The sequence below is a fragment of the Leifsonia naganoensis genome, assembly GCF_013410615.1.
Taxonomy (GTDB): domain Bacteria; phylum Actinomycetota; class Actinomycetes; order Actinomycetales; family Microbacteriaceae; genus Leifsonia; species Leifsonia aquatica.
The window spans coordinates 151,441-175,734 of sequence record NZ_JACCHJ010000001.1; the positions used below are offsets into that span (position 1 = coordinate 151,441).

A 24,294-nucleotide genomic window follows, 5' to 3' on the forward strand; every position below is an offset into this window, starting at 1 on the left:
GCGGTGACTGCAATCGCGCCCGCCGTCGGCTAGCGTGAATGCATGTCCATCGGAGAGCGCCGGCCCGGCATCACGGGAGACGGCGGCGAGGCCGCACGCCTCGACGCCGCCCTGCCCGACATCGACTGGTCGATCGCGCCCGTCGGCACGGTCTTCTCGCGCTTCGCCGCACCGAGCGGTGAGCTGGCGGTCGCCTCCCTCGGCGACCCGGCGGACCCGCGCGTCGTCATGGTGCCGGGAGCGACCGGGTCGAAGGAGGACTTCTACCTCCTCGCGCCCATCCTGGTCGCCGCCGGCTACTTCGTGCAGAGCTACGACCTCGCCGGGCAGTACGAGTCGGCCGACGCCGGGCCTCCCCCGGGCGGCCACTACACCTACGACCTGCTGGTGGCCGATTTCGTCGCGTTCCTCCGCGACGGCGGCGCGGCGCACGTGCTCGGTTACTCCTTCGCCGGCATCGTGGCGCAGCTCGCGCTGGTCGAGCATCCCGAACTGTTCCGCTCCCTCACGCTGCTGACGACGCCGCCGGAGCCGGGGCAGGCATTCCGCGGCGTGCGAGTGATCGGCTGGCTCAGCTGGCTCCTGAACGGGCACCAGGGCGCCGGCCTGATGATCTGGGGCATCGTCACGAACAAGAACAAGGTCCCGCCCAGCCGTCTCGCCTTCGTGCGCTCGCGCTTCGACCTGACGCGGCGGTCCAGCGTGGATGACATGGTCGGCCTGATGAAGCACGTGCCGGACGTGCGCGCCCGCGTCGCCGCGAGCGGCATCCCGGTGCTGGTGGCGACGGGCGACCACGATCTGTGGCCGACGCCTCTCCACGCCGCGAACGCGGACGCGCTCGGCGCACGCCTCGCCGTCTACCGCACCGGGCACAGCCCGTGCGAGACGGCGCCCCACCAGCTCGGGCGCGACATGATCGCCCTGTTCCGCGAGGCGGACGCGCGCGCCTGAGCGCCCGGGCGCTAGTCCGTCGCCGCCTCCACGTCGATCACCGGGATGGCCGTGGTGACGGTCTCCAGTCCGCTCAGGCGGGCCGGCGAGAGCAGGCGGGTGACCTCCTCGCGGCTCATCAGCTTCGCGTCCACCACGAGGTCGGCCACGTTGTGGCCGGTCAGCAGCGCCGACTTGGCGAGGGCGGCCGCGGCCGCGTAGCCGATGTGCGGGGTGAGTGCGGTGATGACGCCGACCGACGAGCCGACCATCGCGCCGAGCCGCTCCACGTTGGCCGTGATGCCGTCGACGCAGTTGACGCGCAGGGTGTGGAAGGCCTGCGTCATCCACGTGATGCTCTGCAGCAGCGAATGGGCGATGACGGGCTCGAACGCGTTGAGCTGCAGCTGACCCCCCTCGGCCGCCATCGTGACGGTGACGTCGGCGCCGGCGACGGAGAAGGCCACCTGGTTGACGACCTCCGGGATGACCGGGTTGACCTTGCCCGGCATGATGCTGGAGCCGGCCTGGCGCGGCGGGAGGTTGATCTCGCCCAGCCCCGCCTGCGGGCCCGAGGAGAGCAGCCGGAGGTCGTTGCAGATCTTCGAGAGCTTGATCGCGCTGCGCTTGAGCGAGCCGGAGAACGACATGAACGCGCCCGCGTCGCTGGTCGACTCGATCAGGTCGGGCGCGGATTCGAGGTTGAGACCGGTGATCGCGTTGAGATGGCGCACCGCGGCGGCCGCGTATCCCGGGTCGGCCGTGATACCGGTGCCGATGGCGGTCGCACCGAGGTTGATCTCGGCGAGCAGCCACTTGGTCTCGGTGAGGCGCGCGTGGTCCTCCGTGAGGGTGGTGGCGAAGCCGTGGAACTCCTGGCCGAGGGTCATCGGGACGGCATCCTGCAGCTGGGTGCGGCCCACCTTCAGGATGTGCCGGAACTCCTCCCCCTTGCTCGCGAACGAGTCGCGCAGCAGGGCCAGCTGGTCGAGGAGATGGGCGAGAGCGAACGTGAGAGCGATCTTGATCGCCGTCGGGTACGTGTCGTTCGTGCTCTGGCTGCGGTTGACGTCGTCGATCGGGCTGAGCGTCGCGTAGTCGCCCTTCGGCCGGCCGTCGAGCTCGAGCGCGACGTTGGCGATGACCTCGTTGGCGTTCATGTTCGTCGACGTGCCGGCACCGCCCTGCATGACGCCGACCACGAACTGGTCGTGGAAGCGGCCGTCGATGATGAGCTGGCAGGCGCGGTCGATCAGGTCGGCCTTGTGCGGCTCCAGGACGCCGATCTCGAGGTTGGCGCGAGCGGCCGCCTGCTTGACGCTGGCGAGCGCGACGATCAGATCGGGGTAGACCGAGATCGGTCGCTTGGCGATGGAGAAGTTCTCGAGCGCACGGGAGGTGTGCACGCCCCAGTAGGCGTCGGCCGGGATCTCACGGCTGCCGAGCGAGTCGGTCTCGGTGCGGGTCGGCCCGGTCGCCGCGCTCGGATCGGGCACGTCGGACACGTTCTCCGAGGCGTCGACGATCGACGCCGGGATCACGGGGACGGGCTGGGTCTGGGGATCATCCATCATGGTTGGCGGGTTCACGGTTGGCACCGTTGCCTCTCGTTGTGCGGTTGGCTCGCCGGACGGACCGGCGCGGGGGTGTCGGCCGTTCGTGGCCGCCGACAGCACCAACCTACCGCGGGGCCCTGGAGGCGCGGTGGACGATCCGTCTCGAATCCGAGACACCGCCGAGCGAGCTGCTCGTGGGTGCCCGCTCGGCCGGCCGCTCAGCCCAGCTTGCGCAGGAGGCCGCGCGCGAAGCGGTCCTTGCCCTCCGTGTACGGCGGGTAGATCAGCTTCATGGTGTCGGGCGCGAGGGGCTTGCTCAGCACGGCCTTCTCGTGGCTGAAGACCCGCAGGGACCGCTCGCCGTGATACGCGCCGGCCCCGCTCTCCCCCACGCCGCCGAACGGCAGTCCACCGACGGCCAGGTGCGCCGCCGGGACCCCGAATCCCACCGCTCCGGAGCTCGTCTCGGTCAGGATGCGGCGGCGCACCGCGGCGCGCTCGGTGAAGGCGTAGAGCGCGAGCGGCTTGTCGCCCGCCCGGATGAAGCGGATCGCGTCGTCGAGGCCGGTCACCGGCACGATCGGGAGGATGGGGCCGAAGATCTCCTCCGCCATCACGGCGGCGTCGCGCGGCACGTCGGTGAGCACCGTCGGGGCGAGATAACGGCTCGCCGCATCCTGACCGCCTCCGACCGCCGTGGCCCCGGCGCCGTCGAGGAGGCCGGCCAGCCGCGTGAACTGGCGGTCGTCGACGATGCGCCCGTAGTCGGGGCTCTGCGCCGGGTCGTCGCCGTACAGCTCGCGGATCGCGACGCGCAGCGCATCGGCCAGCCGGGCGGCGACCGACGACGTCGCGAGGACGTAGTCGGGGGCGACGCAGGTCTGCCCGGCGTTCATGAACTTGCCCCAGGCGATGCGGCGCGCGGCGGCCGCGATGTCGACCGAGTCGTCGACGTAGACCGGCGACTTGCCGCCGAGCTCGAGCGTGACCGGCGTGAGGTGCTCGACGGCCGCGGCGGCCACGATGCGGCCGACCCGGCCGTTCCCGGTGAAGAAGATGTGGTCCCAGCGGAGCGCGAGCAGCTCGGTCGTCTCGGGCACGGCGCCCTCCACGACCGCGACCGCCCGCGTGTCCAGGTACTGCGGGATGAGACGCGCCATCGCCGCGGAGGTGGCGGGAGCGAGCTCCGACGGCTTCAGCACGACCGCGTTCCCGGCCGCCAGCGCCCCGACGAGCGGGGCGAGCAGCAGCTGCACCGGGTAGTTCCAGGGCGCGATGACGAGAACGACGCCGACCGGCTCCAGCATCGTGAAGGCCTTCCCGGGGAGGAGCGCCCCCGGCACGCTCACACGCTTGGGCCGCAGCCAGCGGCGCAGGTTGCGCAGCATGTGGTCGATCTCGCCGACGACGAAGCCGATCTCGGCGATCTGCGACTCCGTCGGGTTCTTCGCGAGGTCGGCGAGGAGCGCGTCCTCCAGCTCCGCGGCACGCTCGGTGAGCAGCCTCCTGAGTGCCCTGAGCTGCGCCACCCTCCACGCGAGGGGCGTGGTCGCCCCGCTGTCGAAAGTCGTGCGCAGAGCGTCGGCGGTCTGCCCGATGGCGGTGAGCCCAGTGGTCATGCGCCCATCCTACGGACGGGGGCGGTACTCCAGGTCGAAGATCGCGTGGCCCAGCTTCTCGCCGCGCCGTTCGAACTTCGTGACGGGGCGGTCCTCCGGTCGCGGGACGAAGTGCGCGTCACCCGCGACGTTCACCAGCGCGGGCTCGGCGTCGAGCACCTCGAGCATGTGCTCGGCGTACGGCTCCCAGTCCGTCGCGAGCCGCAACACGCCGTCGGCGGCGAGTGCAGGGAGGATGATCTTCACGACGTCCGGCTGCACGAGCCGCCGGCGGTGGTGGCGCACCTTCGGCCACGGGTCAGGGAAGAAGATCAGCACCTCCGCCACGCTGCCCGCGGCGAGCCCGGTGTGGAACACCTCCACCGCGTCGTGCCGCACCACCCGGATGTTCGTGAGCCCGCGGTCGCGCATCCCGGCGAGCACACGACCGACGCCGGCACCGTGCACCTCCACGCCGAGGAAGTCGCGCTCGGGATGCCGCTCGGCGAGCGTGAGCAGGTTCTCGCCGTTGCCGAAGCCGATCTCGACCGTGCGCGGCGCCGTGCGGCCGAAGATCGTGTCCAGGTCGAGGGGCGAGCCGTCGAAGTCCACGCCGTAGGCGGGCCAGAGCTCGTCGATCGCGCGCTGCTGCGCTTCGGTCTTCCGTCCGCGCACGACGTAGCTGTGCGGGCGGACGAGGTGAGGCTGTTCCATCCGTCCATTCTCTCAGGCGATGAGCGCCGCCCTGATCAGAGAGCCTCCCGCGTCAGAGGAAGGCGAACGGCAGGAAGCTCAGCCCGAGGCCGATCCCGGCGAGGGCGAGCACGAGGCCGAGGAGGACGCCGAACAGCATGAGCGCGTTCAGCACGATCCCCCAGACGGCGAAGGTCCGGCCGAGCGGTTCGCGGCCGAGCGCGATGATGCCGACGACCAGGCCCGCAATCGGGGCGACGAAGGTCCAGCCGAACACGATCGAGGCGAGGCCGAGCACGAAGCTCGTGACGCTGAGGGTGCGATAGTCCGCGGCGACGGCGGGGGCCGCGGACTGCGGGTAGGCGTGCGGGGAAGGCGGGCTCTGCGTGTCCGTGCTGGTCATGCGTCCAGTCAAGCGGGCGGCGTGCTCCGCCGGTATCGGGGAAACCCCCGGATCCGGCTCGGGGGTTTCCCCGAGCCGGATCGCGCGACGCCGCCTAGTGCGGGAGGAACGCCTCGATCGGCCCGCGGGCGAAGTAGATCAGGAAGCCGGCGGCCACGACCCACAGCAGCGGGCTGATCTCGCGGGCCTTGCCCGACAGCGACCGGACCAGCACCCAGCTGATGAAGCCGACGCCGATGCCGTTGGCGATCGAGTAGGTCAGCGGCATGACGATGATCGTCAAGAACACCGGCAGCACGCTCGAGAACTCGCTGAAGTCGATGTGGCGGATCTGGACGACCATGAGCGCACCGACGATGACGAGCGCCGCGGCCGCGACTTCCAGCGGGACCACCTGCGTCAGCGGGGTGAAGAACATCGCGAGCAGGAAGAGCACACCGGTGATGACCGATGCGAAACCGGTCCGGGCGCCCTCGCCGATGCCCGACGCGGACTCGACGAACACCGTGTTGGACGACGAGGAGGTCGCACCGCCGACGACCGCGCCGACGCCCTCCACGATGAGCGCGGGCTGCAGGCGCGGGAACGTGCCGTCCTCCTTCGCCAGCCCGGCGCTGCGCGCGAGGCCGGTCATCGAGCCCATGGCGTCGAAGAAGTTCGTGAAGACGAGGGTGAAGACCAGCATGATCGCGGCCAGCGCGCCGATGCGGCCGAAGGAGCCGAAGATGTCGACCTGGCCGACGAGGCCCAGGTTCGGCAGCGAGACGAGGGAGCTCGGGAGCTGCGGGACCGTGAGGTTCCAGCCGCCCGCGTTCTTGCCGCCCATCGACGGGCCGACCGGCCAGATGGCCTCCACGATGATCGCGACGACGGTGGCTGCGACGATGCCGATGAGCAGGGCACCCTTGACCTTGCGGGCCATGAGCACGCCCATGATCACGAGGGCGAGCAGGAAGATCAGGGTCGGGACGGTCGCGATGGAGCCCGCCTCGCCGAGCTGCACGGGCGGCGACGACATGTTCGTGCTGCGCACGAAGCCGCTGTCCACGAAGCCGATGAACGCGATGAAGAGGCCGATGCCGACCGTGATCGCCGTCTTGAGCTGCGCCGGGACGGCGTTGAAGATCAGCTTGCGCAGGCCGGTCGCCGACAGCAGCACGATGATGAGGCCGTTGATGACGACGAGCCCCATCGCCTCCTGCCAGGTGAGCACCTGCACCACGTTCACCGCGAGGAACGAGTTGATGCCCAGTCCGGCGGCGAACGCGAACGGCAGACGCGCCACGAGACCGAACAGCACCGTCATGACGCCCGCGCTCAGCGCGGTGACCGCGGCGACCTGCGCGCCCTGCAGCGAGTGGCCGGAAACGTCCGGCGTGCCGCCCAGGATGAGCGGGTTCAGGATGACGATGTACGCCATCGTCACGAACGTCAGCACGCCGCCGCGGACCTCGGTGGCCCAGGTCGTGCCGCGCTTGGTGATCTCGAAGAAGCGGTCCAAGCGCCCCGTGGCGGTCGGCTCGGTCGTGGAGGTCGGAGCGGAAATGATGGTCTCCCGTAGTATCTCGTAGGGCGGTACACCGGTTGTTCACCGGATCGGACGGCCGATGGGCGCGACGCGCCGTGTACCAGCCTAATTCCAAGCCACCTATCGGAGGACACACATGGCCCTGCCCTGGACGCTGCACGGCGACGGGAAGAACGTCGGCGCCCACGAGATCGTGCTCCCCGGCGAGCGTCTCACCTGGCCCCGCACCATCGGGCTCGGCGCCCAGCACGTGGTCGCGATGTTCGGTGCGACCTTCCTCGTCCCGGTGCTCACGCACTTCCCGCCGAGCACGACGCTGCTCTTCTCGGGCGTCGGCACCATCCTGTTCCTGCTGATCACCGGCAACCGCCTCCCGAGCTACCTGGGCTCGTCGTTCGCCTTCATCGCGCCGATCACCGCTGCGACGGCCAGCAACGGGATGGGCAGCGCCCTGTTCGGGATCGTCGCCGTCGGTGTGCTGCTCGCCATCGTCGGCGGGATCGTTATCCTCACCGGCACGGGCTGGATCGACGCACTCATGCCGCCCGTCGTGGCCGGTGCGATCGTGGCCCTGATCGGGTTCAACCTGGCGCCCGCGGCGAAGAACAACTTCGTGCAGGCGCCGTGGACCGCACTCGTGACGCTGCTCGCCGTCATCCTGTGCACCGTGCTGTTCAAGGGCCTCCTCGGCCGCCTCTCCATCTTCGTCGGCGTGGCCGTCGGGTACGTCTTCGCCGCGATCGCGGGAGAGATCGACTTCTCCGCGGTGGCGAAGGCCGACTGGATCGGGCTGCCCACCTTCGCCCTCCCGGCCAACCCGTTCGAGAACCCGGGCGCCACCTTCGGCATCCTCCCCGCCTTCCTCCCCGTCGTGCTCGTGCTCGTCGCCGAGAACGTCGGGCACATCCGCGGCGTCGCCCAGCTGACCGATCCCTCCGTCAACAAGCTCACCGGCCGCGCGCTCTTCGCAGACGGGCTCGCGACCACCGTCGCCGGCTTCTTCGGCGGTTCGGGCACCACGACGTACGGCGAGAACATCGGCGTCATGGCCGCGACCAAGGTCTACTCGACCGCCGCGTACTGGGTGGCGGGCATCGTGGCGATCCTGCTCGGTCTCTCCCCCAAGGTCGGTGCGGTCATCAACACCATCCCGGCCGGCGTGCTCGGCGGCGTGACGACGGCCCTGTACGGCCTCATCGGCATCATCGGCGTGAAGATCTGGCTCGACAACAAGGTGGACTTCTCGAAGCCCGTCAACCAGTTCACCGCGGCCACCGCTCTCGTCGTCGGCATCGCGGACTTCACGCTGAACCTCGGCCAGCTGACCTTCAACGGCATCGCCCTCGGCACCATCGCCGCGATCGTGGTCTACCACCTCATGCGCACCGTCGCCCGGCTCCGCGGCACGGACTGAGCGCGGGCGCGTCCGCGCCTGTCCGCGCCTGTCCGCGAGGGGTGAGTAGTTGCGGGTAAACCACCCGGAATACCCGCAACAAGTCACCCCTCGCGAAGGCCCGCTGCTTCCTGTCCCGCGAAGGGTGAGTAGTTGCGGGTAAAAGGCGCGGAATACCCGCAACAAGTCACCCCTCGCGCATCCCCGCACTCCGCAGCTCGCGAAGGGTGAGTAGTTGCGGGTAGCGGGCGCGGAATACCCGCAACAAGTCACCCCTCGCGCAGCCGCGCAGGCGGGCGCGCAGGCCCGCGCGGGGCGCGCCTCAGGAGGCGTGGAAGAAGGGGATGATCAGGTACAGGCCGTAGAGCACGGCGCAGCCAGTCAGGACGAAGCAGACGTACGCGCCGGTGAGGGCCAGCCGCTTCTGCCCCGCGGTCAGCGGGTTCTTCTTGCGGGCTTTGGCGGCCTTCCGCTGGGCCTTGGCGGCCTCCTCCGGCGTGATCACCGTGATGGCGTCCGTGAACTCGACCGGCTCGACCACGAGCGCGCGGCCGGCGACGGCCAGGAGCCGCGTGCCGAGGGCGTAGAGGCTCACGACGACGCACGCGCCGACGATGGCGGCGGCGAAGACGATGACGAACGCGACCCAGTCGATGCCGATCATGCGGACTCCTTGCGCGTGCGCTCCTTCTTGAGCGGCTTGACCTTCTTGATCTTCACGGCCCTGGCCGACGCGGCGACCTCGCTCTGGCCCTGGACGGGCGCGGGCTCGACCGCGTTGTCGCTGTGCACCTGGTTGCGGCGCGACAGCCAGAAGATGAGGGTCACGACGCCGACGCCGAGCACGGTGTCGATGAGGATTCCCACGGGCCCGAGGCCGGCGATGAGGGCGGCGACGGCGCCGACGATGCCCGCGGCGGGAAGCGTGAGGAGCCAGCCGATCGCGATGCGCCCGGCGGTCCCCCAGCGCACGGACGACCCGCGGCGCCCGAGGCCCGAGCCGATGACCGAGCCGGAGGCGACCTGCGTGGTCGAGAGGGCGAAGCCGAGGTGGCTGGAGGCGAGGATGGTCGCCGCGGTGCTGGTCTCGGCGGCGAAACCCTGGGCGGGCTTGACCTCGGTGAGGCCGCGGCCGAGGGTGCGGATGATGCGCCAGCCGCCCGAGTACGTCCCGATCGCGATGGCCAGGGCACAGGAGACGACGACCCACAGCTCGGGGCCGGTGCCCGCGGTCTGCAGGCCGGCCGCGATGAGCGTGAGGGTGATGACGCCCATCGTCTTCTGGGCATCGTTGGTGCCGTGCGCCAGCGCGACGAGCGAGGAGGAGAAGATCTGGCCGTACCGGAAGCCGCCGCGGCCGTCGGGCCGACCGTCGTAGCGGCGGGTGATCCAGTAGGCGAGCTTGGTCGCGGAGTACGCAACCACACCCGCCGTCACCGGCGCGATGAGCGCCGGCAGGATGACCTTGTCGAGCACGACGAGGAAGTCGACCGCCCCGATCCCGGCGCCGACGATGGCCGCGCCGATGAGCCCGCCGAACAGCGCGTGGCTGGACGAGGACGGCAGGCCGAACAGCCAGGTGACCATGTTCCACACGATCGCGCCGACCAGTCCGGCGAAGATCAGTTCCGGCGTGATCTGCACGCCGCCCGATCCCTCCTTGATGATGCCGCCGGAGATGGTCTTCGCCACCTCCGTCGAGAGGAAAGCGCCGATCAGGTTGAGGACGGCGGCCAGAGCCACGGCCACCTTCGGCTTCATCGCACCGGTCGCGATGGGCGTCGCCATCGCGTTCGCGGTGTCGTGGAAACCGTTCGTGAAGTCGAAGAACAGGGCCAGCGCGATGACCAGCACGATGATGAGGGTGAGGTCCACCGGATTCTTTCTCGTGTGGGGGATGCGATCCACCCCGATACAACCGTTCACCGGGATGTCATGCAAGTGACCTGGCGCGCGATCAAGCGACCGTGTAGATACTCACACGGCGGCGGTCCGCCGTCAAAATCGCTAGAGCCGCTCGACGCCCGTCACCCGCACCACGGCCACGCCCGCCCGGGCCGACGCCTCGAGCAGGATGTCCGCGCTGATGCCCCAGTCGTGATCGCCGGCCGGGTCGGCGAGGATCTGCCGCACCCGCCAGACGCCCTCGGATGCGGCGGGGGTCTCGTCGACGACGATCATCGTCGCCGAGCGCGCGGCGGCGTCGGTGAGGATCACGTCGTGCTCCTCGTAGTAGTCCTCGAGGGCCGCATCCCACTGCTGCTCGGTGAAGGACGGCACCGCGGACTCGGCCAGCGCCGCAGCCTCCGCCTCGAGCGTCCCGAGCTCGGGCACCCGGTCCAGGGCGGCCAGCTGCACACGACGGAACAGCTCGTTGCGCACGAGCACGAAGAACGCCCGCCGGTTGGTGGTGACGTTGCGCGGCGCGGGAGGCGCGAGCTCGGTCGACTCGGCGGCGTGCCGGGCGGCGTCGGGGTGGATGAGCTCCTCCCACTCGTCGAGCAGGCTCGAGTCGACCTGCCTGACGAGTTCGCCGAGCCACTCGATGATGTCGCGGAGGTCCTCGGTGCGCAGGTCGAGCGGCACCGTCTGCCCCAGCGCGCGGTACGCGTCGGACAGGTACCGCAGCACGACGCCCTCGGAACGCGCGAGCTTGTAGAAGGCGATGAACTCGCCGAACGTCATCGCCCGCTCGTACAGGTCGCGCACGACCGACTTGGGGCGCAGCTCGAAGTCGGCGACCCACGGCTGGCTGGAGGCGTACGTCGCGAAGGCCTCGTGGAGCAGCTCGTCGTGCGGCTTCGGGTGCGTGACCTCCTCGAGCGCGGCCATCCGCTCGTCGTACTCGATCCCCTCGGCCTTCATGGCGGCGACGGCCTCGCCGCGCGCCTGGAACTGCTGGGCGGAGATCACCGGACGCGGGTCGTCGAGCGTCGACTCGACGACGGAGACGATGTCGAGCGCGAACTGCGGCGACTCCGCGTCGAACAGCTCGAACGCGGCGAGCGCGAACGGCGAGAGCGGCTGGTTGAGGGCGAAGTTGGGCTGGAGGTCGACGGTGAGCCGGATCTCCCCGCCCACGTTCTCGATCACCCCGGCGGTCAGGAGCGAGCGGTACAGCTCGATCGCGCGGCGGGCGAGGGCGAGCTGCCGCTTCCACGGCTCGTGGTTGTCGAAGACGAGGGCGCGTACGTGGCCGTAGACGTCGCCCCCGCGGCCGATCACGTTGATGAGCATGGCGCTCGTGATCTGCATGGACGAGGTGAGCGTCTCGGGCTCGGCGTCGATCAGTTTGCGGAAGGACGGCTCGCCCCAGGAGACGAAGCCCTCCGGCGCCTTCTTGCGGACGATCTTGCGCCGCTTCTTCGGGTCGTCGCCGGCCTTCTCGATCGCCTTGAGGTTCTCGCTCTCGTGCTCGGGCGCCTGGGCGACGACGGTCCCCGCCGTGTCGTATCCGGCGCGCCCGGCCCGGCCTGCGATCTGGTGGAACTCGCGGGCGTTGAGCTGCCGCATCCGCGTGCCGTCGAACTTGGTGAGCGCGGTGAGCAACACGGTTCGGATCGGGACGTTGATGCCGACCCCGAGGGTGTCCGTCCCGCAGATCACGCGGAGCAGGCCGCGCTGGGCGAGCTGCTCGACGAGGCGGCGGTACTTCGGCAGCATCCCCGCGTGGTGCACGCCGATCCCCTGCCGGAGAAGGCGCGAGAGCGTCTTGCCGAACGCCGTCGTGAAGCGGAAGTCGCCGATCAGCTCGGCGATGCGGTCGCGCTGCTCGCGGTCGGCGATCTTCGCGCTGGAGAGCGACTGGGCGCGTTCGAGCGCGGCGAGCTGGGAGAAGTGGACGACGTAGATCGGCGCCTGCCCGGTGTGCAGGAGGTCGTCGATCGTCTCGTGGATGGGCGACAGCTCGTAGAAGTAGTGCAGCGGGACCGGGCGCTCGACGCCCGTGACCGTGGCGGTCTCGCGGCCGGTGCGCCGGGTGACGTCCGCGGCGAGCGCCGTCACGTCGCCGAGGGTGGCCGACATCAGCACGAACTGGGCGTGCGGGAGGGTCAGCAGCGGGACCTGCCACGCCCAGCCGCGGTCGGGGTCGGCGTAGAAGTGGAACTCGTCCATCACGACCTGGCCGACCGGGGTGTCCTCGCCGTGGCGGAGGGCGAGGTTGGCGAGGATCTCGGCCGTGCAGCAGATGATGGGCGCATCGGGGTTCACGGCGGAGTCGCCGGTCATCATTCCGACGTTCTCGGCTCCGAAGGTGTCGACCAGGGCGAAGAACTTCTCGGAGACGAGTGCCTTGATCGGCGCCGTGTAGTAGCTGCGCTCCCCGCGGGAGAGGGCGGCGAAGTGCGCGGCGACCGCGACGAGCGACTTGCCGGTGCCGGTCGGCGTGCTCAGGATGAGGTTCGCGCCGGCGACGATCTCGATGACGGACTCGTCCTGCGCCGGGTAGAGCGAGATGCCTCCGGCCTCCGCCCAGGCGACGAACGTCTCGTAGACGGCGTCCTCGCTCGCGGTGCCCGGGCCGGTGTGGCCGGGGATGTCGTCGACGAGGAGCCGGACGGGTGCAGGAGACGTCATGATGCCTCCAAGGCTCTCATGCCGCGCCCCGCCTTCTCTTCCGACGCACAGCCGGCGCCCCTACGCTTCGATCATGATGTCGATGCGCGCGCGTGCGGCCCTGGCCGGTGTCGCGGGCGTCGTGGCCGGCGTCGGGGCCGCCGAGCTGGTGAGCGCCTTCGTGGTGCAGGACGGCAGCCCGGTGCTCGTCGTCGGCTCGCTGGTGATCGACCTGGCGCCTGGATGGGTGAAGGAGGCCGTGATCGCGGTGTTCGGCACCGGCGACAAAGCCTTCCTGATCGCGCTGCTCGCGGTGCTGGTGCTGGCCGGGGGTGCGCTCGCCGGCTGGCTGGAGCTGCGCCGTCCGCCGTTCGGGCGGGTGCTCATCGCGGCGGGCGGCGCCGTCGGCGTGCTGGCCGCGCTGACCCGGTCCGGTGCGGGGATCGTCGACGCCGTGCCGTCGGTCCTGGCCGCGCTGGTGGGCGTCCTCGTCCTCGCCTGGCTGATCCGGCTGCTGCGCGGCACCGAGCCGACGAGGGTCGCGCCGCAGGGAGAGGTGACCAGGCGGCGTTTCGTGCTGGCCGCGTCGGGCACGGCCGTTGCGGGGGCGATCGCGGTGGTCGCCGGCCAGGTCGTGGCGACGGGCTACCGGGCCGCGGCGGCCGCCCGCGCGGCGTTCCATCTGCCGACGCCCGCGACGACGGCGCCGCCCATCCCGGCCGGGGCGTCGTTCCCCATCCCCGGCCTCTCCCCCATCGTCACGCCCGCCGCGGACTTCTATCGGATCGACACCGCCCTCCAGATCCCCGGCATCCAGCCCCAGGACTGGCGCCTGCGCATCACGGGGATGGTCGAGCACGAGGTGGAGCTGTCGTACGCCCAGCTGCTCGCCCTGCCGCTCGAGGAGTCCGTGACGACGCTCACCTGCGTCTCGAACGAGGTCGGCGGCGACCTCATCGGCAACGCGCGCTGGCTGGGCTACCCGATCCGGCACCTCCTGGCCCGGGCGAAGCCGACGGCGCGGGCCGACATGGTGCTCTCGCGCAGCCAGGACGGCTGGACGGCGAGCACACCGATCGAGGCGCTCACCGACGAGCGTGCGGCGATCCTGGCGGTCGGGATGAACGGCCAGCCCCTGCCGCTCGAGCACGGCTACCCGGTGCGGATGGTGGTGCCGGGACTCTACGGCTACGTTTCGGCGACGAAGTGGGTGGTGGAGCTGCAGGTGACCCGGTTCGACGCCGTCACCTCGTACTGGACGGATCGGGGATGGTCCGAGCGCGGCCCGGTCAAGCTGTCGTCCCGCATCGACGTCCCGGCGGCGGGCCGCCAGGTGAAGGCGGGGACGGTGGCGGTGGCCGGCGTCGCCTGGTCGCAGCACGTCGGAGTGAGCGCGGTCGAGGTGCGGGTGGACCACGGTGACTGGGTCCCGGCACAGCTCGCGGACGCCATCTCCATCGACACCTGGCGGCAGTGGAAGTACGAGTGGGCCGCCGAACCGGGCACCCACACGCTGACGGTGCGCGCAACGGACGCCCGGGGAACGGTGCAGACCGCGAAGGAGCAGGACGTCGTGCCCGACGGTGCGACGGGCCTGCACACCATCACCGTCACGGTCGCCTGACCCCCGGAGGCTCTCGCGGGTCGCGGGGCGAGGCACGATACTGGGACCCATGAGCCCGACCGTGGACGAGCACGCCGAGACCGTCGCGAGGCTGCTCGCCCCGCTGGCTGCCGAACCGACCGTGGAATCGGCGCCGTTGGCCGAGGCGCGCGGTCGCGTCACCGCCTCCGACGTGCGCTCGGAGGTCGACCTCCCCCTGTTCCGCAACTCCCAGATGGACGGCTTCGCCGTACGGGCGGCCGACGTCGCGCACGCGCCGGTGGCGCTCGAGGTGGCCGGCGACATCCCCGCCGGGCACGCCGTCGCGGTGCCCCACGCCGCCGGAACCGCCATCCGCATCATGACGGGCGCTCCGATGCCGGACGGCGCCGACGCGGTCATCCCCGTGGAGGACACCGAGCTCGTCCTCGGCCGCGACGACGACCTCCGCGGCGCCGTCGTCGAGATCCGCCGGCCGCGTCGCCGCGGCGAGTACGTGCGCGAACGCGGCAGCGACGTGCGTCGCGGCGAGGTGCTGGTGCCAGATGGCACGCGGCTCGCCCCGCGCCATCTGGCCGCGCTCGCCGCCGCCGGCGTGCGGAGCGTGCCGGTGCGGTCGCGGCTGCGGGTGGGCATCCTGACCACCGGCTCCGAGCTCGTGACCGACGGCGGCCCGGCCGCCTTCGGCCAGATCTTCGACGCCAACGGCGTCGCCCTGGCCGCCCTGGTCGAGGAGGCCGGTGCGGTGGTGTCGTCGCGGGAGGCGAGCGACGATGATCCCGCGACGTTCGGGCGGCTCCTCGATGCGGCCGTCGCGGTCAGTGACCTCGTCATCACGTCGGGCGGCATCTCCCAGGGTGCCTACGAGGTGGTCAGGGAGGTGCTCGAGCCGCGCGGCGCGGTCGTCACCACGGTGGCGATGCAGCCGGGCGGACCGCAGGCGACCGCGGTGGTGGACGGCGTTCCGGTGTTCTGCTTCCCCGGCAACCCGGTGAGCACGCAGGTGTCGTTCGTGGTGTTCCTGCGGGGACCACTGCGCGAGGCGGCCGGACTGCCGCCGGTCGCACCGTCGAGCACCCGGCTCGCCGAGCCTGTGCGGTCGGTGCCGGGGAAGCGCCAGTTCCTGCGGGCCCGATCGGCGGAGGATGCCGTGACGCCCGTCTCCGGGCCGAGTTCGCACCTCGTCGCCGCGATGGCCCGCGCCGACGTGCTCATCGACGTCCCCGCCGAGGTGGAGTCCCTGCCCGCGGGGGCCGACGTGACAGTCTGGACCCTATGACCGAGCTCAGCCACCTGGATGCCGACGGACGTGCCCGCATGGTCGACGTGGGCGGCAAGGCCGAGACCGACCGGGAGGCCGTCGCGCGTGGCCTGCTCCGCACCACGCCCGCCGTGGTCGCGGCGATCGCCGCGGACGATCTCCCCAAGGCCGACGTGCTCGCCACCGCGCGCATCGCCGGGATCGCGGGCGCGAAGCGCACCAGCGACCTGATCCCCCTGTGCCACCCCCTCCCGCTCACCTCGGTGCGCGTCGACTTCGCGCTCGACCGCGCGGAGGGGTCCGTCGCCATCGAGGCGGTGGCGCGCACGCACGGGCGCACGGGCGTGGAGATGGAGGCGCTCACCGCCGTCGCGGTGGCCGGGCTCACCCTCCACGACATGGTCAAGGCGGTGGATCCCGCGGCGGTGCTGACGGATGTCCGCGTGGTCGCGAAGAGCGGCGGCAAACGCGGCGAGTGGCGACGCGACGGGGAGGCCGGCACCCAACCTTCCCCGGAGGCCGCGGACCACCCCGCGCAGGCTGCTCCCCCGGCGCCTGCCGCGATCGTGCTCGTCGCCTCGACCCGGGCGGCCGCCGGGACGGCGGAGGACGCCACCGGTCCCGTGATCGCCGCCTGGCTCGCCGAGCGCGGGCTCCCCGCCGACGTGCGTGTGGTGCCCGACCGGGCGGTCGGCGACGCGGTGCGCGCGGCGGTCGACGAGGGCCCCCGCGTCCTGCTCACGACCGGCGGCACCGGGCTCGCCACCGACGACCTCACGCCGGAGGCGACGGCAGCCGTCCTCGACCGTGACCTGCCGGGCGTCGCCGAGGCGCTCCGGGCCCGCGGCGCGGCGAGCACACCGCTCGCCGCCCTCGGTCGTGGGCGAGCGGGAGTCGCAAGCGCCACCCTCATCGTGAACCTGCCGGGGTCGCGCGGCGGGGTGGCCGACGGTCTCGCGGTACTCGCCGAGTTGCTGCCCCATCTGCTCGACCAGATCGCCGGCGGCGACCACGCCGGAGACCGCGGCGACCGCAATGGAGACCGCGGCGGCCGTCACGGCGGCGAGCGTTGACGGCCGAGTACGCGGTGCTCGCCGACATCAGCACCGACCCGCTCGATCCCGCGGTCGTGGACGAGTTCGTCTGGCGCGCGGAGGCGGGAGCCGTGGTCTCCTTCCAGGGCATCGTGCGCGACCACGACGGCGGCCAGGCGGTGGTCTCGCTCGACTACCGCGCGCATCCCGACGCCGAGGACTTCCTCCGCACCTGCTGCGAGGAGGTCGCCGCACGCACCGGACTGCGCGTCGCCGCGCAGCACCGGGTCGGGTCGCTGACGGTCGGCGACCTCGCGCTCGTCGCGGCCGTCGCGGCGCCGCACCGGGCCGAGGCGTTCGCCGCGTGCGCCGAACTCGTCGAGGCGATCAAGGCCGGCGTGCCGATCTGGAAGCGGCAGCACTTCGCCACCGGCGCGTCCGAATGGGTCGGTCTCTGACCCCTCCCCGAACCGCGGATGCGACCCTAGGATGGCTGCCATGCCGCAGATACGGGTGAAGGACGCAGCGCTGTTCCTCGGCGTCTCCGACGACACGGTGCGCCGCTGGATCGAGGGCGGACTGCTGTCGAGCGAACGCGACGACGCCGGCCGCACGGTGGTCGACGGCCTGGAGCTCGCGGTGCTCGCCAAGCAGAACGCCGTGCTGCCGATCGACCCGTCCGGGGTCGGCCGGTCGGCCCGCAATCGATTCGTGGGCATCGTCACCGACATCGTCGCCGATCGCGTCATGGCGCAGGTGGAGCTGCAGTGCGGCCCGCACCGCGTCGTCTCGCTCATGAGCAGCGAGGCCGTGCGCGAGCTCGGGCTGGAGCCCGGTTCCGTCGCGGTCGCCGTCGTCAAGGCCACCACCGTCATCGTCGAGACCCCGGGAGCACCGTCATGACCGTGTCCGACCGCCTCACCGCCGCAGCCGCCTCCCTCGCCGTCCTCCTCCTCGCGGTGACGGGCTGCTCGGCCTCCGGCTCCCCCTCCGGCACCGCCACTCCCACCTCGTCCGCGACCGGCGGGGCGACGGGGACGATCACGGTGTTCGCCGCGGCGTCGCTCACGAGCACGTTCACCGAGCTCGGCAAGCAGTTCGAGAAGGCGAACCCGGGCAGCTCCGTGACCTTCAGCTTCGCGGGCTCGTCCGACCTCGTCGCCCAGCTGACGGCCGGGGCGCCCGCCGACGTGTTCGCCTCGGCGGACGAGGCCACCATGCAGAAGGCGGTCGCGGCCGGCGTCACCGCGGGCGACCCCGTCGACGTCGCCACGAACGTGCTCGCGATCGCCGTGCCGACCGGCAATCCCGCGCACATCGAGAGCTTCGCCGATCTGGCGAAGCCGGGCGTCGCCACGGTCGTCTGCGCACCGCAGGTGCCGTGCGGGGCGGCGACGGCGAAGGTGGAGGCCTCGACCGGCACCACGCTCACGCCGGTCAGCCAGGAGTCGTCGGTCACGGACGTGCTCGGCAAGGTCATATCCGGCGAGGCGGACGCGGGTATCGTCTACGCGACAGACGTCCGGGGCGCCGGCGGCAAGGTCGACTCCGTGCCCTTCCCCGAGGCGAAGGATGTGGTCAACACGTACCCGATCGTCGCCGTCGGGCAGGGCGCCAATGCTGCGGGCGGGAAGGCCTTCATCGCCTTCGTGACGGGCCCCACGGGTCAGAAGGTGCTGCGGGCCGCGGGATTCGGCGCGCCGTGACCACGAGCGCGCGGTCGTCCGCGTCACGTCGGCCCGCGACCTCCCGACCCTCCACCACCGGCGTCCCCGCCTGGCTCCTCGTGATCGCCGCAGTGGGCGCCCTGTTCGTCCTCCTCCCCGTTGCGGCGATGGTGCTGCAGGTCGACTGGGCGCAGTTCCCGGCTCTGATCAGCTCTCCCTCCTCGGTGGACGCCCTCCTGCTCAGCCTGCGCACCTCGCTCACGGCCACCGCCGCCTGTCTCGTGCTCGGCATCCCGATGGCGGTGGTGCTGGCGCGCGTTCCCTTCCGCGGCCGCGGTCTCGTGCGGGCCATCGTGCTGCTGCCGCTCGTGCTGCCGCCGGTCGTCGGCGGCCTGGCGCTGCTCGCGCTCTACGGCCGGCGCGGCCTGCTCGACGGTGCCCTCCCGGTGGCGTTCTCGACCCCGGCGGTCGTGATCGCCCAGACGTTCGTCGCCCTCCCGTTCCTCGTCCTGAGCCTGGAGGGCGCTCTGCGCACGGCGGGCGATCGGTACGAGGCGGTGGCCGCCACCCTCGGTGCCGGCCCGTCGACCGTGCTGTTCCGGGTCACCCTGCCGCTCGTCGTGCCCGCCATCGTCTCGGGCGCCGTGCTCTCGTTCGCCCGCGCCCTCGGCGAGTTCGGCGCCACCCTCACCTTCGCGGGCAGCCTGCAGGGCGTCACCCGCACGCTACCGCTGGAGATCTACCTGCAACGGGAGACCGATCCCAACGCGGCGGTCGCACTCTCGCTGGTGCTCATCGCGGTCGCGATCGCCGTCGTCGCCGTCGCACACGGAGCGGGCGAACCGCTCCGCAGGCGCACCGCATGAGCCTGCGGCTGACGGCGTCGCTCGCCGAACGCGGGGTCGCGGTGGACCTCGCTCTCGCCTCCGGGGAGACCCTCGCCCTGCTCGGCCCGAACGGCGCGGGCAAATCGACGGTGCTCGGGATGCTCGCCGGCCTCGTCCGCCCCGACGAGGGCACGGCCGCGCTCGACGGTACGACCCTGTTCGACCTCCCGTCGACCTGGCTCGCGCCGCACCGCAGGGGTGTTGCTCTGCTCGCGCAGGAAGCGCTGCTGTTCCCGCACCTGACCGCGCGCGGCAACGTCGCCTTCGCGGCACACGCGACCGGCCTCAGCCGCGCGGCGGCCCGCGACCGCGCCGACGACTGGCTGACGCGCACCGGGGCGGACGCCGTCGCCGAACGGCGCCCCGCCGAGCTCTCCGGCGGCCAGGCCCAGCGGGTCGCGATCGCGCGGGCGCTCGCCGCCGAACCGCGACTGACGCTGCTCGACGAGCCACTCGCCTCCCTCGACGTCGGCGTCGCCGCCGAACTGCGGCTGACCCTCGCCGAGGTGCTGGCCGACCGCACCGCCGTGCTGGTCACACACGACGTGCTCGACGCCTACCTGCTCGCCGACCGCGTCGCCGTGCTGCACGAGGGGACGGTGGTCGAGCAGGGACCCACCCGGGAGGTGCTCGCCCGCCCACGCCACCCGTTCACGGCGGAGATCGCCGGCCTCAGCCTGCTGACCGGCCGGCGCACCGAGCACGGGATCCGCACGGACGACGGGCTGGAGCTCGCCGGCACGGAGTTGGAGCCGATCGGCGCCGGGATACCGGTGACGGCGGTGATCCGGCCCTCCTCGGTCGGCCTCCACCCGGCCGGGTCCGGCGGTATCCCCGCTCGGGTCACCGCGCTCGAACCCCGAGACGACCTGGTGCGCGTACGCACCGACCGGCTCACGGCGCTACTCCCGGCCGCGGTCGTCGCCGAGCTGCGTCTCGCACCGGGGACCCAGGTCACGTTGCGTGTCGCGCCCGGTGACGTGGCGATCGCGCCCGCCTGACGGAAGGCGGGTCAGCCGCCGGCGAACGGAGGCAGCACGTCCACCCGCTCGCCGAGTGGACGGCCGGCGTCGCGCGCGACCACGCCGTCCACCAGGAACGAGCCGCTCCGCAGCACACGCTGCATCGGTTCGCCGTAGCGGGCGACGAGCTCGTCGCGCAGTGCGCCCAGCGTCGGCTCGGCGAGGGGGATGCGCTCCTCCGCGCGTCCCGCGGCCTCCTCCGCCGCGGCGAAATAGCGCACCAGCACCTCAGCCACCGATCGCCCCCATGCTCCGGACGGGAGGCAGGAACCCGGCCGCGTCGATCCCGTGCCCCGCCTGCTTGCCCCACATCGCACCGCGCCACCAGCGGGCGATCTCGGTGTCGTCGGCGCCGCCCCGGAGGAGGCCGCGCAGATCCGTCTCGTCGTCGCCGAACAGACAGGAGCGCACCGTCCCCTCCGCTGTGATGCGCGTGCGGTCGCAGGCGCTGCAGAACGAGCGGGTGACGGAGGCGATGATGCCGACGGTGGCCGGACCGCCGTCGACCAGCCAATCCTCGGCCGGTGCGGAGGGGTCGTCGCGGCCCGCCTCCGTGAGCGCGAAGCGGGTGCCGAGCGTCTCGAGCAGCTCGCTCGCCGGCACCATGTTGTCCCGCAGCCACGAGCGGTCGGCGTCGAGCGGCATCTGCTCGATGAAGCGCAGGCGGCAGCCGTTCTCGAGCGCCCACGCGAGGAGCTCCGGCGCGTCGGCCAGGGTGTCCCGCATCATGACGGCGTTCAGCTTAAGCGGCGTGAGGCCGGCGTCGTGTGCCGCCCGGATGCCGGCGAGCACCGCGGGCAGGCGGTCGCGGCGGGTGAGTGTCGCGAAGTGAGCGCTGTCCACGGTGTCGAGCGAGATGTTCGCGCGGGTGAGGCCGGCCCCGACGAGCGCGCCCACGCGGCGGTCGAGGCCGATGCCGTTCGTCGTGATGCTGAGGTCGATGCCGGGCGCGACCGCGGCCGAGCGCGCGACGATCTCGGTCAGGTCGGCCCGCATGAGCGGTTCGCCGCCGGTGAACCGCACCTCCCGGACCCCCAGGTCGCGCACGCCGATGCCGACCAGCCGGGCGATCTCCGTCGCCGTGAGCAGGCTCTCCCGCGGGATCGCGGGCAGGCCGTCGGCCGGCATGCAGTACGTGCAGCGCAGCGAGCACTTCTCGGTCACCGAGACGCGCAGGTCACGCGCCACCCGCCCGAAGCGGTCGACCAGCCCCGGGTGCTCGGGACGACCGGCGAGGCTCGGCGCCGCCGCACCGGAACCCTCGGCGCGCACGGGAATCCGCACGGGCGAGCCGAGGTTGACGGCGGTCATCTCCTCACCCTAGTCCGCGGTCAGTAGCGCGGGATGGCCGGATCGATATCGCGCGACCACGCGTCGATGCCGCCGGCCAGGACGAGCCCGGGCGCGCCGGCCTCGGCCAGCAGGCGCCGTGCCGTCTCGGCGCGCACACCGTGATGGCAGACGATGACGAGCGGGTCGGCGCCGAGCCGCGCCGCGACACCCGCCGGGTCCCGTTGCACCACACCGAGCGGCACCAGCAGCGAGCCGGGGATCTCCGCGACGTCGGCCTCCCACGGCTCGCGCACGTCCAGCAGGGTGTGCGGTTCGCCGGCGAGCAGGCGGGCATGCAGCTCCGCCGCCGAGACGGTGTCCGTGACCCCGCAGAACAGGTCGTAGTCGATCAGCTCGGTGACGGGGTCGGCCGCCGGGTCCCGATCGTACGCGAGCTCACGGAAGGTCCCCCGCAGCGCGTCGTGCACGATCACCCGGCCGAGCAGCGGCTCGCCCGTGCCGGTGACGAGCTTGATCGCCTCGCTCACCATCAGCGAGCCGATCGTGCCGCAGACGCTCGGCAGCGCGCCGGCCTCCGCGCAGCTCGGGATGCTGCCGGGCTCGGGCGGCACGGGGAACAGATCGCGGTAGTGCGGCCCGTGGGCCGCCCAGCTGAGCCCCGCCTGGCCGCCGGCCTGGTGCACGGCGCCCCAGACGACCGGCAGGCCGGCGAGCAAGGCGGCGTCGTTCACGAGGTACCGGGTGGGGAAGTTGTCGCTGCCGTCGAGCACGAGGTCAAACCCGGCGAGGATTCCCCGGGCGTTGTCCGCGGTCAGCCGCTCGGCGAACACCCGGACGTCGGTCTCGGGATCGAGGGCGCGCACCGCCTCGGCCGCCGACTCCGTCTTGAGGCGGCCGACATCGGCGGGCGTGTGGACGGTCTGGCGCGGCAGGTTGCTCGGCTCGACCCGGTCGTCGTCCACGATCCCGATGGTGCCGAACCCGGCGGACGCGAGCAGCGGCAGGACGGCGGAGCCGAGCCCGCCCGCGCCCACCACCAGCACGCGCGCCGCGTGCAGCCGGCGCTGCGCGAGCATCCCGAAGCCAGGGAGGCGTGCGGTGCGGGCGTATCGCGCCTCGCGCTCCGCGGGGAGCGCCGGTGCGGGTTCGACGAGCGGCGGGAGGGCCATACGCACAGCCAACCATGCCGCGGGGTCTCGTGTCCCGCGGCCCCGCGCAATATGCTTCGCGCATGGGCATCGTCTCCTCCGGATTCCTGGGACGTCGCAGAACCGACGACCCGCGCGTTCCGCCCGGCCAGTACGCCACGGACGGGTTCCCCGTGCTGTCGGCCGGTCCCACGCCCCGCATCTCGAAAGAGGACTGGGCGTTCACGATCACCAACGAGACCGGCGACGTCCGCCGGTGGAGCTGGAGCGAGTTCCTCGCCCTCCCGCAAGAGGACGTGAGCACCGACATCCACTGCGTCACCAGCTGGTCGAAACTCGGGACGTCGTGGCGGGGAGTCGCCCTCGACACCCTGTTCGCGGAGGTCGACACGACCTTCGAGTACACGATGGCGCACTCCTACGGCGGCTACACCACGAACGTCCCGCTCGCCGACCTGCTCGACGGCAAGGCGTGGGTCGCGCACAGCTTCGACGGGGAGGACCTCGCTCCCGAGCACGGCGGCCCCGCCCGCCTGCTCGTGCCCCACCTGTACTTCTGGAAGAGCGCCAAATGGGTCAGCGGGCTGCAGATGCTGCCGCAGGACCAGCCCGGGTTCTGGGAGCAGAACGGCTACAACATGTACGGCGACCCCTGGAAAGAGCAGCGCTACTGGTGAGCACCGTCTGGCGCGTGGCCGACGTCGTGGACGTGCGGGCCGAGACACCGTCCGCGCGCACCATCCGCCTGCGCATCCCGGGCCTCCACGGGCACCTCGCCGGTCAGCACGTGGATGTGCGGCTGACGGCTCCCGACGGCTACCAGGCCGTGCGCTCCTACTCGATCGCCTCGGCGACCGGCGCGAACGGCGTGGCGGAGGATGAGCTGGAACTGACGGTGGAGGAGCTCCCCGACGGCGAGGTCTCCCCCTACCTCGTCCACGGGCTGATGGTCGGAGGACAGCTCGAGGTGCGCGGCCCGGTCGGCGGCTGGTTCGTCTGGCGCCCGACCGACACCGGGCCCGTGCAGCTCATCGCCGGCGGCTCGGGGGTCGTGCCGCTCATGTCGATGGCGCGGGCGCACGCCGCCTCCGGAAGCGCGGCACCGTTCCGGCTGCTCTACTCGGTGCGCACGCCGGAGTCGGGCTTCTATCGCGACGAGCTGGAGCACCTGAGCCGGGACGCCGCAGCGCCGCTCTCCGTCGACTACGTCTACACCCGCACCGCGCCGGCCGGTGCCGCGACGCCGCCCGGCCGTCTGACGGCGGAAGCGCTCTCCGCCGCCGTGGTGCCCGCGGCCGAGTCGCCCACGTTCTATCTGTGCGGGGCGACGCCCTTCGTCGAGACGGTGTCGGGCTGGCTGGTGGACGCCGGTCACGCGCCCGAGCGCATCCGCACCGAGCGCTACGGCGGCATCGGAGGTGCCTCATGACCGACCAGAACGAGCAGGCCGACCCCGCCGAGCCCGGCTATCTCGACGGCAATGCCGCCGCCGGCCTGCTCTCCGAGATCTTCGCCGTCGACGTCACGGCGGCCCGCGGTCGCTGCGCCCACTGCGGCGACGAGAACGTCGTCGCCGCCGCGCGACTCTATCCGCACGGCAACGGGATGGTCCTGCGGTGCGCCGTCTGCGGCGAGGTGCTCGCCCGGGCGACCGAGATGGAGGACTCCGTGTGCCTCGACCTCAGCGGCCTCGCCTGGCTGCAGGTGCGGATCTGACG

24 protein-coding genes are annotated in these 24,294 nt (G+C 72.1%); 13 read left to right on the plus strand and 11 right to left on the minus strand.

Annotation, left to right across the window (positions count from 1 at the left end; genetic code table 11):
• Positions 1-42: 42 nt before the first annotated feature.
• On the plus strand, positions 43-954 hold the full coding sequence (locus tag HNR14_RS00710) for an alpha/beta fold hydrolase (RefSeq protein WP_179699375.1): 912 nt from the start codon (positions 43-45) through the stop codon (positions 952-954).
• An 11-nt stretch (positions 955-965) separates the two neighbouring features.
• Here the strand turns inward: HNR14_RS00710 and HNR14_RS00715 are convergent, their stop codons facing one another.
• From HNR14_RS00715 to HNR14_RS00735, 5 genes are all read right to left on the minus strand, one after another.
• Entirely contained in the window at positions 966-2,504 is a 1,539-nt protein-coding gene (locus HNR14_RS00715; RefSeq protein ID WP_039922526.1) for an aspartate ammonia-lyase, read from the minus strand.
• Positions 2,505-2,707: 203 nt separating this feature from the next.
• Positions 2,708-4,108, minus strand: coding sequence for an aldehyde dehydrogenase family protein (locus HNR14_RS00720; RefSeq protein ID WP_179699376.1), 1,401 nt, complete (start codon positions 4,106-4,108; stop codon positions 2,708-2,710).
• 9 nt (positions 4,109-4,117) lie between these two features.
• Positions 4,118-4,801 carry a tRNA (guanosine(46)-N7)-methyltransferase TrmB gene (gene trmB, locus HNR14_RS00725; protein ID WP_179699377.1) on the minus strand — a complete coding sequence of 228 codons (684 nt, stop codon included), beginning with the start codon at positions 4,799-4,801 and terminating at the stop codon, positions 4,118-4,120.
• A gap of 52 nt (positions 4,802-4,853) precedes the next feature.
• Positions 4,854-5,183 carry a DUF4190 domain-containing protein gene (locus tag HNR14_RS00730; RefSeq protein ID WP_246311498.1) on the minus strand — a complete coding sequence of 110 codons (330 nt, stop codon included), beginning with the start codon at positions 5,181-5,183 and terminating at the stop codon, positions 4,854-4,856.
• Positions 5,184-5,277: 94 nt separating this feature from the next.
• Positions 5,278-6,732, minus strand: coding sequence for an NCS2 family permease (locus HNR14_RS00735; RefSeq protein WP_179702474.1), 1,455 nt, complete (start codon positions 6,730-6,732; stop codon positions 5,278-5,280).
• A gap of 115 nt (positions 6,733-6,847) precedes the next feature.
• Between HNR14_RS00735 and HNR14_RS00740 the strand changes: the two genes are divergently transcribed.
• Positions 6,848-8,125 (plus strand): uracil-xanthine permease family protein, encoded by a 1,278-nt coding sequence (locus tag HNR14_RS00740; RefSeq protein WP_179699378.1) that lies wholly within the window; start codon positions 6,848-6,850, stop codon positions 8,123-8,125.
• 301 nt (positions 8,126-8,426) lie between these two features.
• On the opposite strand, the gene HNR14_RS00745 is transcribed toward HNR14_RS00740, so the two are convergent.
• From HNR14_RS00745 to HNR14_RS00755, 3 genes are all read right to left on the minus strand, one after another.
• On the minus strand, positions 8,427-8,768 hold the full coding sequence (locus tag HNR14_RS00745) for a peptidase (protein ID WP_179699379.1): 342 nt from the start codon (positions 8,766-8,768) through the stop codon (positions 8,427-8,429).
• Positions 8,765-9,979, minus strand: a complete 1,215-nt coding sequence (locus HNR14_RS00750) for an inorganic phosphate transporter (RefSeq protein WP_179699380.1) — start codon at positions 9,977-9,979, stop codon at positions 8,765-8,767. Before HNR14_RS00750 ends, HNR14_RS00745 begins: the two co-directional genes overlap by 4 nt.
• A 132-nt stretch (positions 9,980-10,111) precedes the next feature.
• Complete coding sequence (locus tag HNR14_RS00755) at positions 10,112-12,682, minus strand: DEAD/DEAH box helicase (protein WP_179699381.1); 2,571 nt, start codon at positions 12,680-12,682, stop codon at positions 10,112-10,114.
• A 73-nt stretch (positions 12,683-12,755) separates the two neighbouring features.
• On the opposite strand from HNR14_RS00755, the gene HNR14_RS00760 reads away from it, so the two are divergent.
• Genes HNR14_RS00760 through HNR14_RS00795 form a run of 8 tightly spaced genes read left to right on the plus strand, consistent with a single transcriptional unit; the run spans position 12,756 to position 20,114 of the window.
• Positions 12,756-14,285: a molybdopterin-dependent oxidoreductase gene (locus HNR14_RS00760; RefSeq protein ID WP_425485013.1), complete on the plus strand. Its 1,530-nt coding sequence runs from the start codon at positions 12,756-12,758 to the stop codon at positions 14,283-14,285.
• Between the two features lie 49 nt (positions 14,286-14,334).
• Positions 14,335-15,543, plus strand: coding sequence for a molybdopterin molybdotransferase MoeA (locus HNR14_RS00765; RefSeq protein WP_179699382.1), 1,209 nt, complete (start codon positions 14,335-14,337; stop codon positions 15,541-15,543).
• Complete coding sequence (moaCB, locus tag HNR14_RS00770) at positions 15,540-16,598, plus strand: bifunctional molybdenum cofactor biosynthesis protein MoaC/MoaB (RefSeq protein WP_179699383.1); 1,059 nt, start codon at positions 15,540-15,542, stop codon at positions 16,596-16,598. The genes HNR14_RS00765 and moaCB overlap by 4 nt, the downstream gene beginning before the upstream one ends.
• Positions 16,595-17,017, plus strand: a complete 423-nt coding sequence (locus HNR14_RS00775) for a molybdenum cofactor biosynthesis protein MoaE (protein WP_218874948.1) — start codon at positions 16,595-16,597, stop codon at positions 17,015-17,017. Before moaCB ends, HNR14_RS00775 begins: the two co-directional genes overlap by 4 nt.
• Before the next feature lie 40 nt (positions 17,018-17,057).
• Positions 17,058-17,462, plus strand: coding sequence for a TOBE domain-containing protein (locus tag HNR14_RS00780; protein WP_179699384.1), 405 nt, complete (start codon positions 17,058-17,060; stop codon positions 17,460-17,462).
• Complete coding sequence (gene modA / locus HNR14_RS00785) at positions 17,459-18,265, plus strand: molybdate ABC transporter substrate-binding protein (RefSeq protein ID WP_179699385.1); 807 nt, start codon at positions 17,459-17,461, stop codon at positions 18,263-18,265. Before HNR14_RS00780 ends, modA begins: the two co-directional genes overlap by 4 nt.
• A complete protein-coding gene (locus tag HNR14_RS00790) occupies positions 18,262-19,092 on the plus strand; it encodes an ABC transporter permease (RefSeq protein WP_179699386.1) in 831 nt (276 codons plus the stop codon). The genes modA and HNR14_RS00790 overlap by 4 nt, the downstream gene beginning before the upstream one ends.
• Entirely contained in the window at positions 19,089-20,114 is a 1,026-nt protein-coding gene (locus HNR14_RS00795; RefSeq protein ID WP_179699387.1) for a sulfate/molybdate ABC transporter ATP-binding protein, read from the plus strand. The genes HNR14_RS00790 and HNR14_RS00795 overlap by 4 nt, the downstream gene beginning before the upstream one ends.
• Positions 20,115-20,125: 11 nt before the next feature.
• Here the strand turns inward: HNR14_RS00795 and HNR14_RS00800 are convergent, their stop codons facing one another.
• Genes HNR14_RS00800 through HNR14_RS00810 form a run of 3 tightly spaced genes read right to left on the minus strand, consistent with a single transcriptional unit; the run spans position 20,126 to position 22,597 of the window.
• Complete coding sequence (locus HNR14_RS00800; protein ID WP_179699388.1) at positions 20,126-20,371, minus strand: MoaD/ThiS family protein; 246 nt, start codon at positions 20,369-20,371, stop codon at positions 20,126-20,128.
• Positions 20,364-21,446: a GTP 3',8-cyclase MoaA gene (gene moaA / locus HNR14_RS00805; protein WP_179699389.1), complete on the minus strand. Its 1,083-nt coding sequence runs from the start codon at positions 21,444-21,446 to the stop codon at positions 20,364-20,366. The genes HNR14_RS00800 and moaA overlap by 8 nt, the downstream gene beginning before the upstream one ends.
• Before the next feature lie 20 nt (positions 21,447-21,466).
• The gene (locus HNR14_RS00810) at positions 21,467-22,597 is read right to left on the minus strand and encodes a ThiF family adenylyltransferase (protein ID WP_179699390.1); all 1,131 of its coding nucleotides are present in this window, start codon (positions 22,595-22,597) and stop codon (positions 21,467-21,469) included.
• 62 nt (positions 22,598-22,659) lie between these two features.
• Between HNR14_RS00810 and HNR14_RS00815 the strand changes: the two genes are divergently transcribed.
• The 3 genes from HNR14_RS00815 to HNR14_RS00825 are packed head-to-tail and all read left to right on the plus strand — an operon-like array spanning position 22,660 to position 24,292.
• The gene (locus HNR14_RS00815) at positions 22,660-23,253 is read left to right on the plus strand and encodes a sulfite oxidase-like oxidoreductase (protein ID WP_179699391.1); all 594 of its coding nucleotides are present in this window, start codon (positions 22,660-22,662) and stop codon (positions 23,251-23,253) included.
• Positions 23,250-24,005 (plus strand): ferredoxin reductase, encoded by a 756-nt coding sequence (locus tag HNR14_RS00820; protein WP_343064379.1) that lies wholly within the window; start codon positions 23,250-23,252, stop codon positions 24,003-24,005. The genes HNR14_RS00815 and HNR14_RS00820 overlap by 4 nt, the downstream gene beginning before the upstream one ends.
• A complete protein-coding gene (locus HNR14_RS00825) occupies positions 24,002-24,292 on the plus strand; it encodes a DUF6510 family protein (RefSeq protein WP_179699393.1) in 291 nt (96 codons plus the stop codon). Before HNR14_RS00820 ends, HNR14_RS00825 begins: the two co-directional genes overlap by 4 nt.
• Positions 24,293-24,294 lie beyond the last annotated feature (2 nt).

Bases quoted from the DNA above. Each gene is read 5' to 3' on its own strand.
- HNR14_RS00710 (WP_179699375.1), top strand. From the start codon at position 43: ATGTCCATCGGAGAGCGCCGGCCCGGCATCACGGGAGACGGCGGCGAG.
- HNR14_RS00715 (WP_039922526.1), bottom strand. From the start codon at position 2,504: ATGGATGATCCCCAGACCCAGCCCGTCCCCGTGATCCCGGCGTCGATC.
- HNR14_RS00720 (WP_179699376.1), bottom strand. From the start codon at position 4,108: ATGACCACTGGGCTCACCGCCATCGGGCAGACCGCCGACGCTCTGCGC.
- trmB (WP_179699377.1), bottom strand. From the start codon at position 4,801: ATGGAACAGCCTCACCTCGTCCGCCCGCACAGCTACGTCGTGCGCGGA.
- HNR14_RS00730 (WP_246311498.1), bottom strand. From the start codon at position 5,183: ATGACCAGCACGGACACGCAGAGCCCGCCTTCCCCGCACGCCTACCCG.
- HNR14_RS00740 (WP_179699378.1), top strand. From the start codon at position 6,848: ATGGCCCTGCCCTGGACGCTGCACGGCGACGGGAAGAACGTCGGCGCC.
- HNR14_RS00745 (WP_179699379.1), bottom strand. From the start codon at position 8,768: ATGATCGGCATCGACTGGGTCGCGTTCGTCATCGTCTTCGCCGCCGCC.
- HNR14_RS00755 (WP_179699381.1), bottom strand. From the start codon at position 12,682: ATGACGTCTCCTGCACCCGTCCGGCTCCTCGTCGACGACATCCCCGGC.
- HNR14_RS00760 (WP_425485013.1), top strand. From the start codon at position 12,756: ATGATGTCGATGCGCGCGCGTGCGGCCCTGGCCGGTGTCGCGGGCGTC.
- HNR14_RS00765 (WP_179699382.1), top strand. From the start codon at position 14,335: ATGAGCCCGACCGTGGACGAGCACGCCGAGACCGTCGCGAGGCTGCTC.
- moaCB (WP_179699383.1), top strand. From the start codon at position 15,540: ATGACCGAGCTCAGCCACCTGGATGCCGACGGACGTGCCCGCATGGTC.
- HNR14_RS00780 (WP_179699384.1), top strand. From the start codon at position 17,058: ATGCCGCAGATACGGGTGAAGGACGCAGCGCTGTTCCTCGGCGTCTCC.
- modA (WP_179699385.1), top strand. From the start codon at position 17,459: ATGACCGTGTCCGACCGCCTCACCGCCGCAGCCGCCTCCCTCGCCGTC.
- HNR14_RS00795 (WP_179699387.1), top strand. From the start codon at position 19,089: ATGAGCCTGCGGCTGACGGCGTCGCTCGCCGAACGCGGGGTCGCGGTG.
- moaA (WP_179699389.1), bottom strand. From the start codon at position 21,446: ATGACCGCCGTCAACCTCGGCTCGCCCGTGCGGATTCCCGTGCGCGCC.
- HNR14_RS00810 (WP_179699390.1), bottom strand. From the start codon at position 22,597: ATGGCCCTCCCGCCGCTCGTCGAACCCGCACCGGCGCTCCCCGCGGAG.
- HNR14_RS00815 (WP_179699391.1), top strand. From the start codon at position 22,660: ATGGGCATCGTCTCCTCCGGATTCCTGGGACGTCGCAGAACCGACGAC.
- HNR14_RS00825 (WP_179699393.1), top strand. From the start codon at position 24,002: ATGACCGACCAGAACGAGCAGGCCGACCCCGCCGAGCCCGGCTATCTC.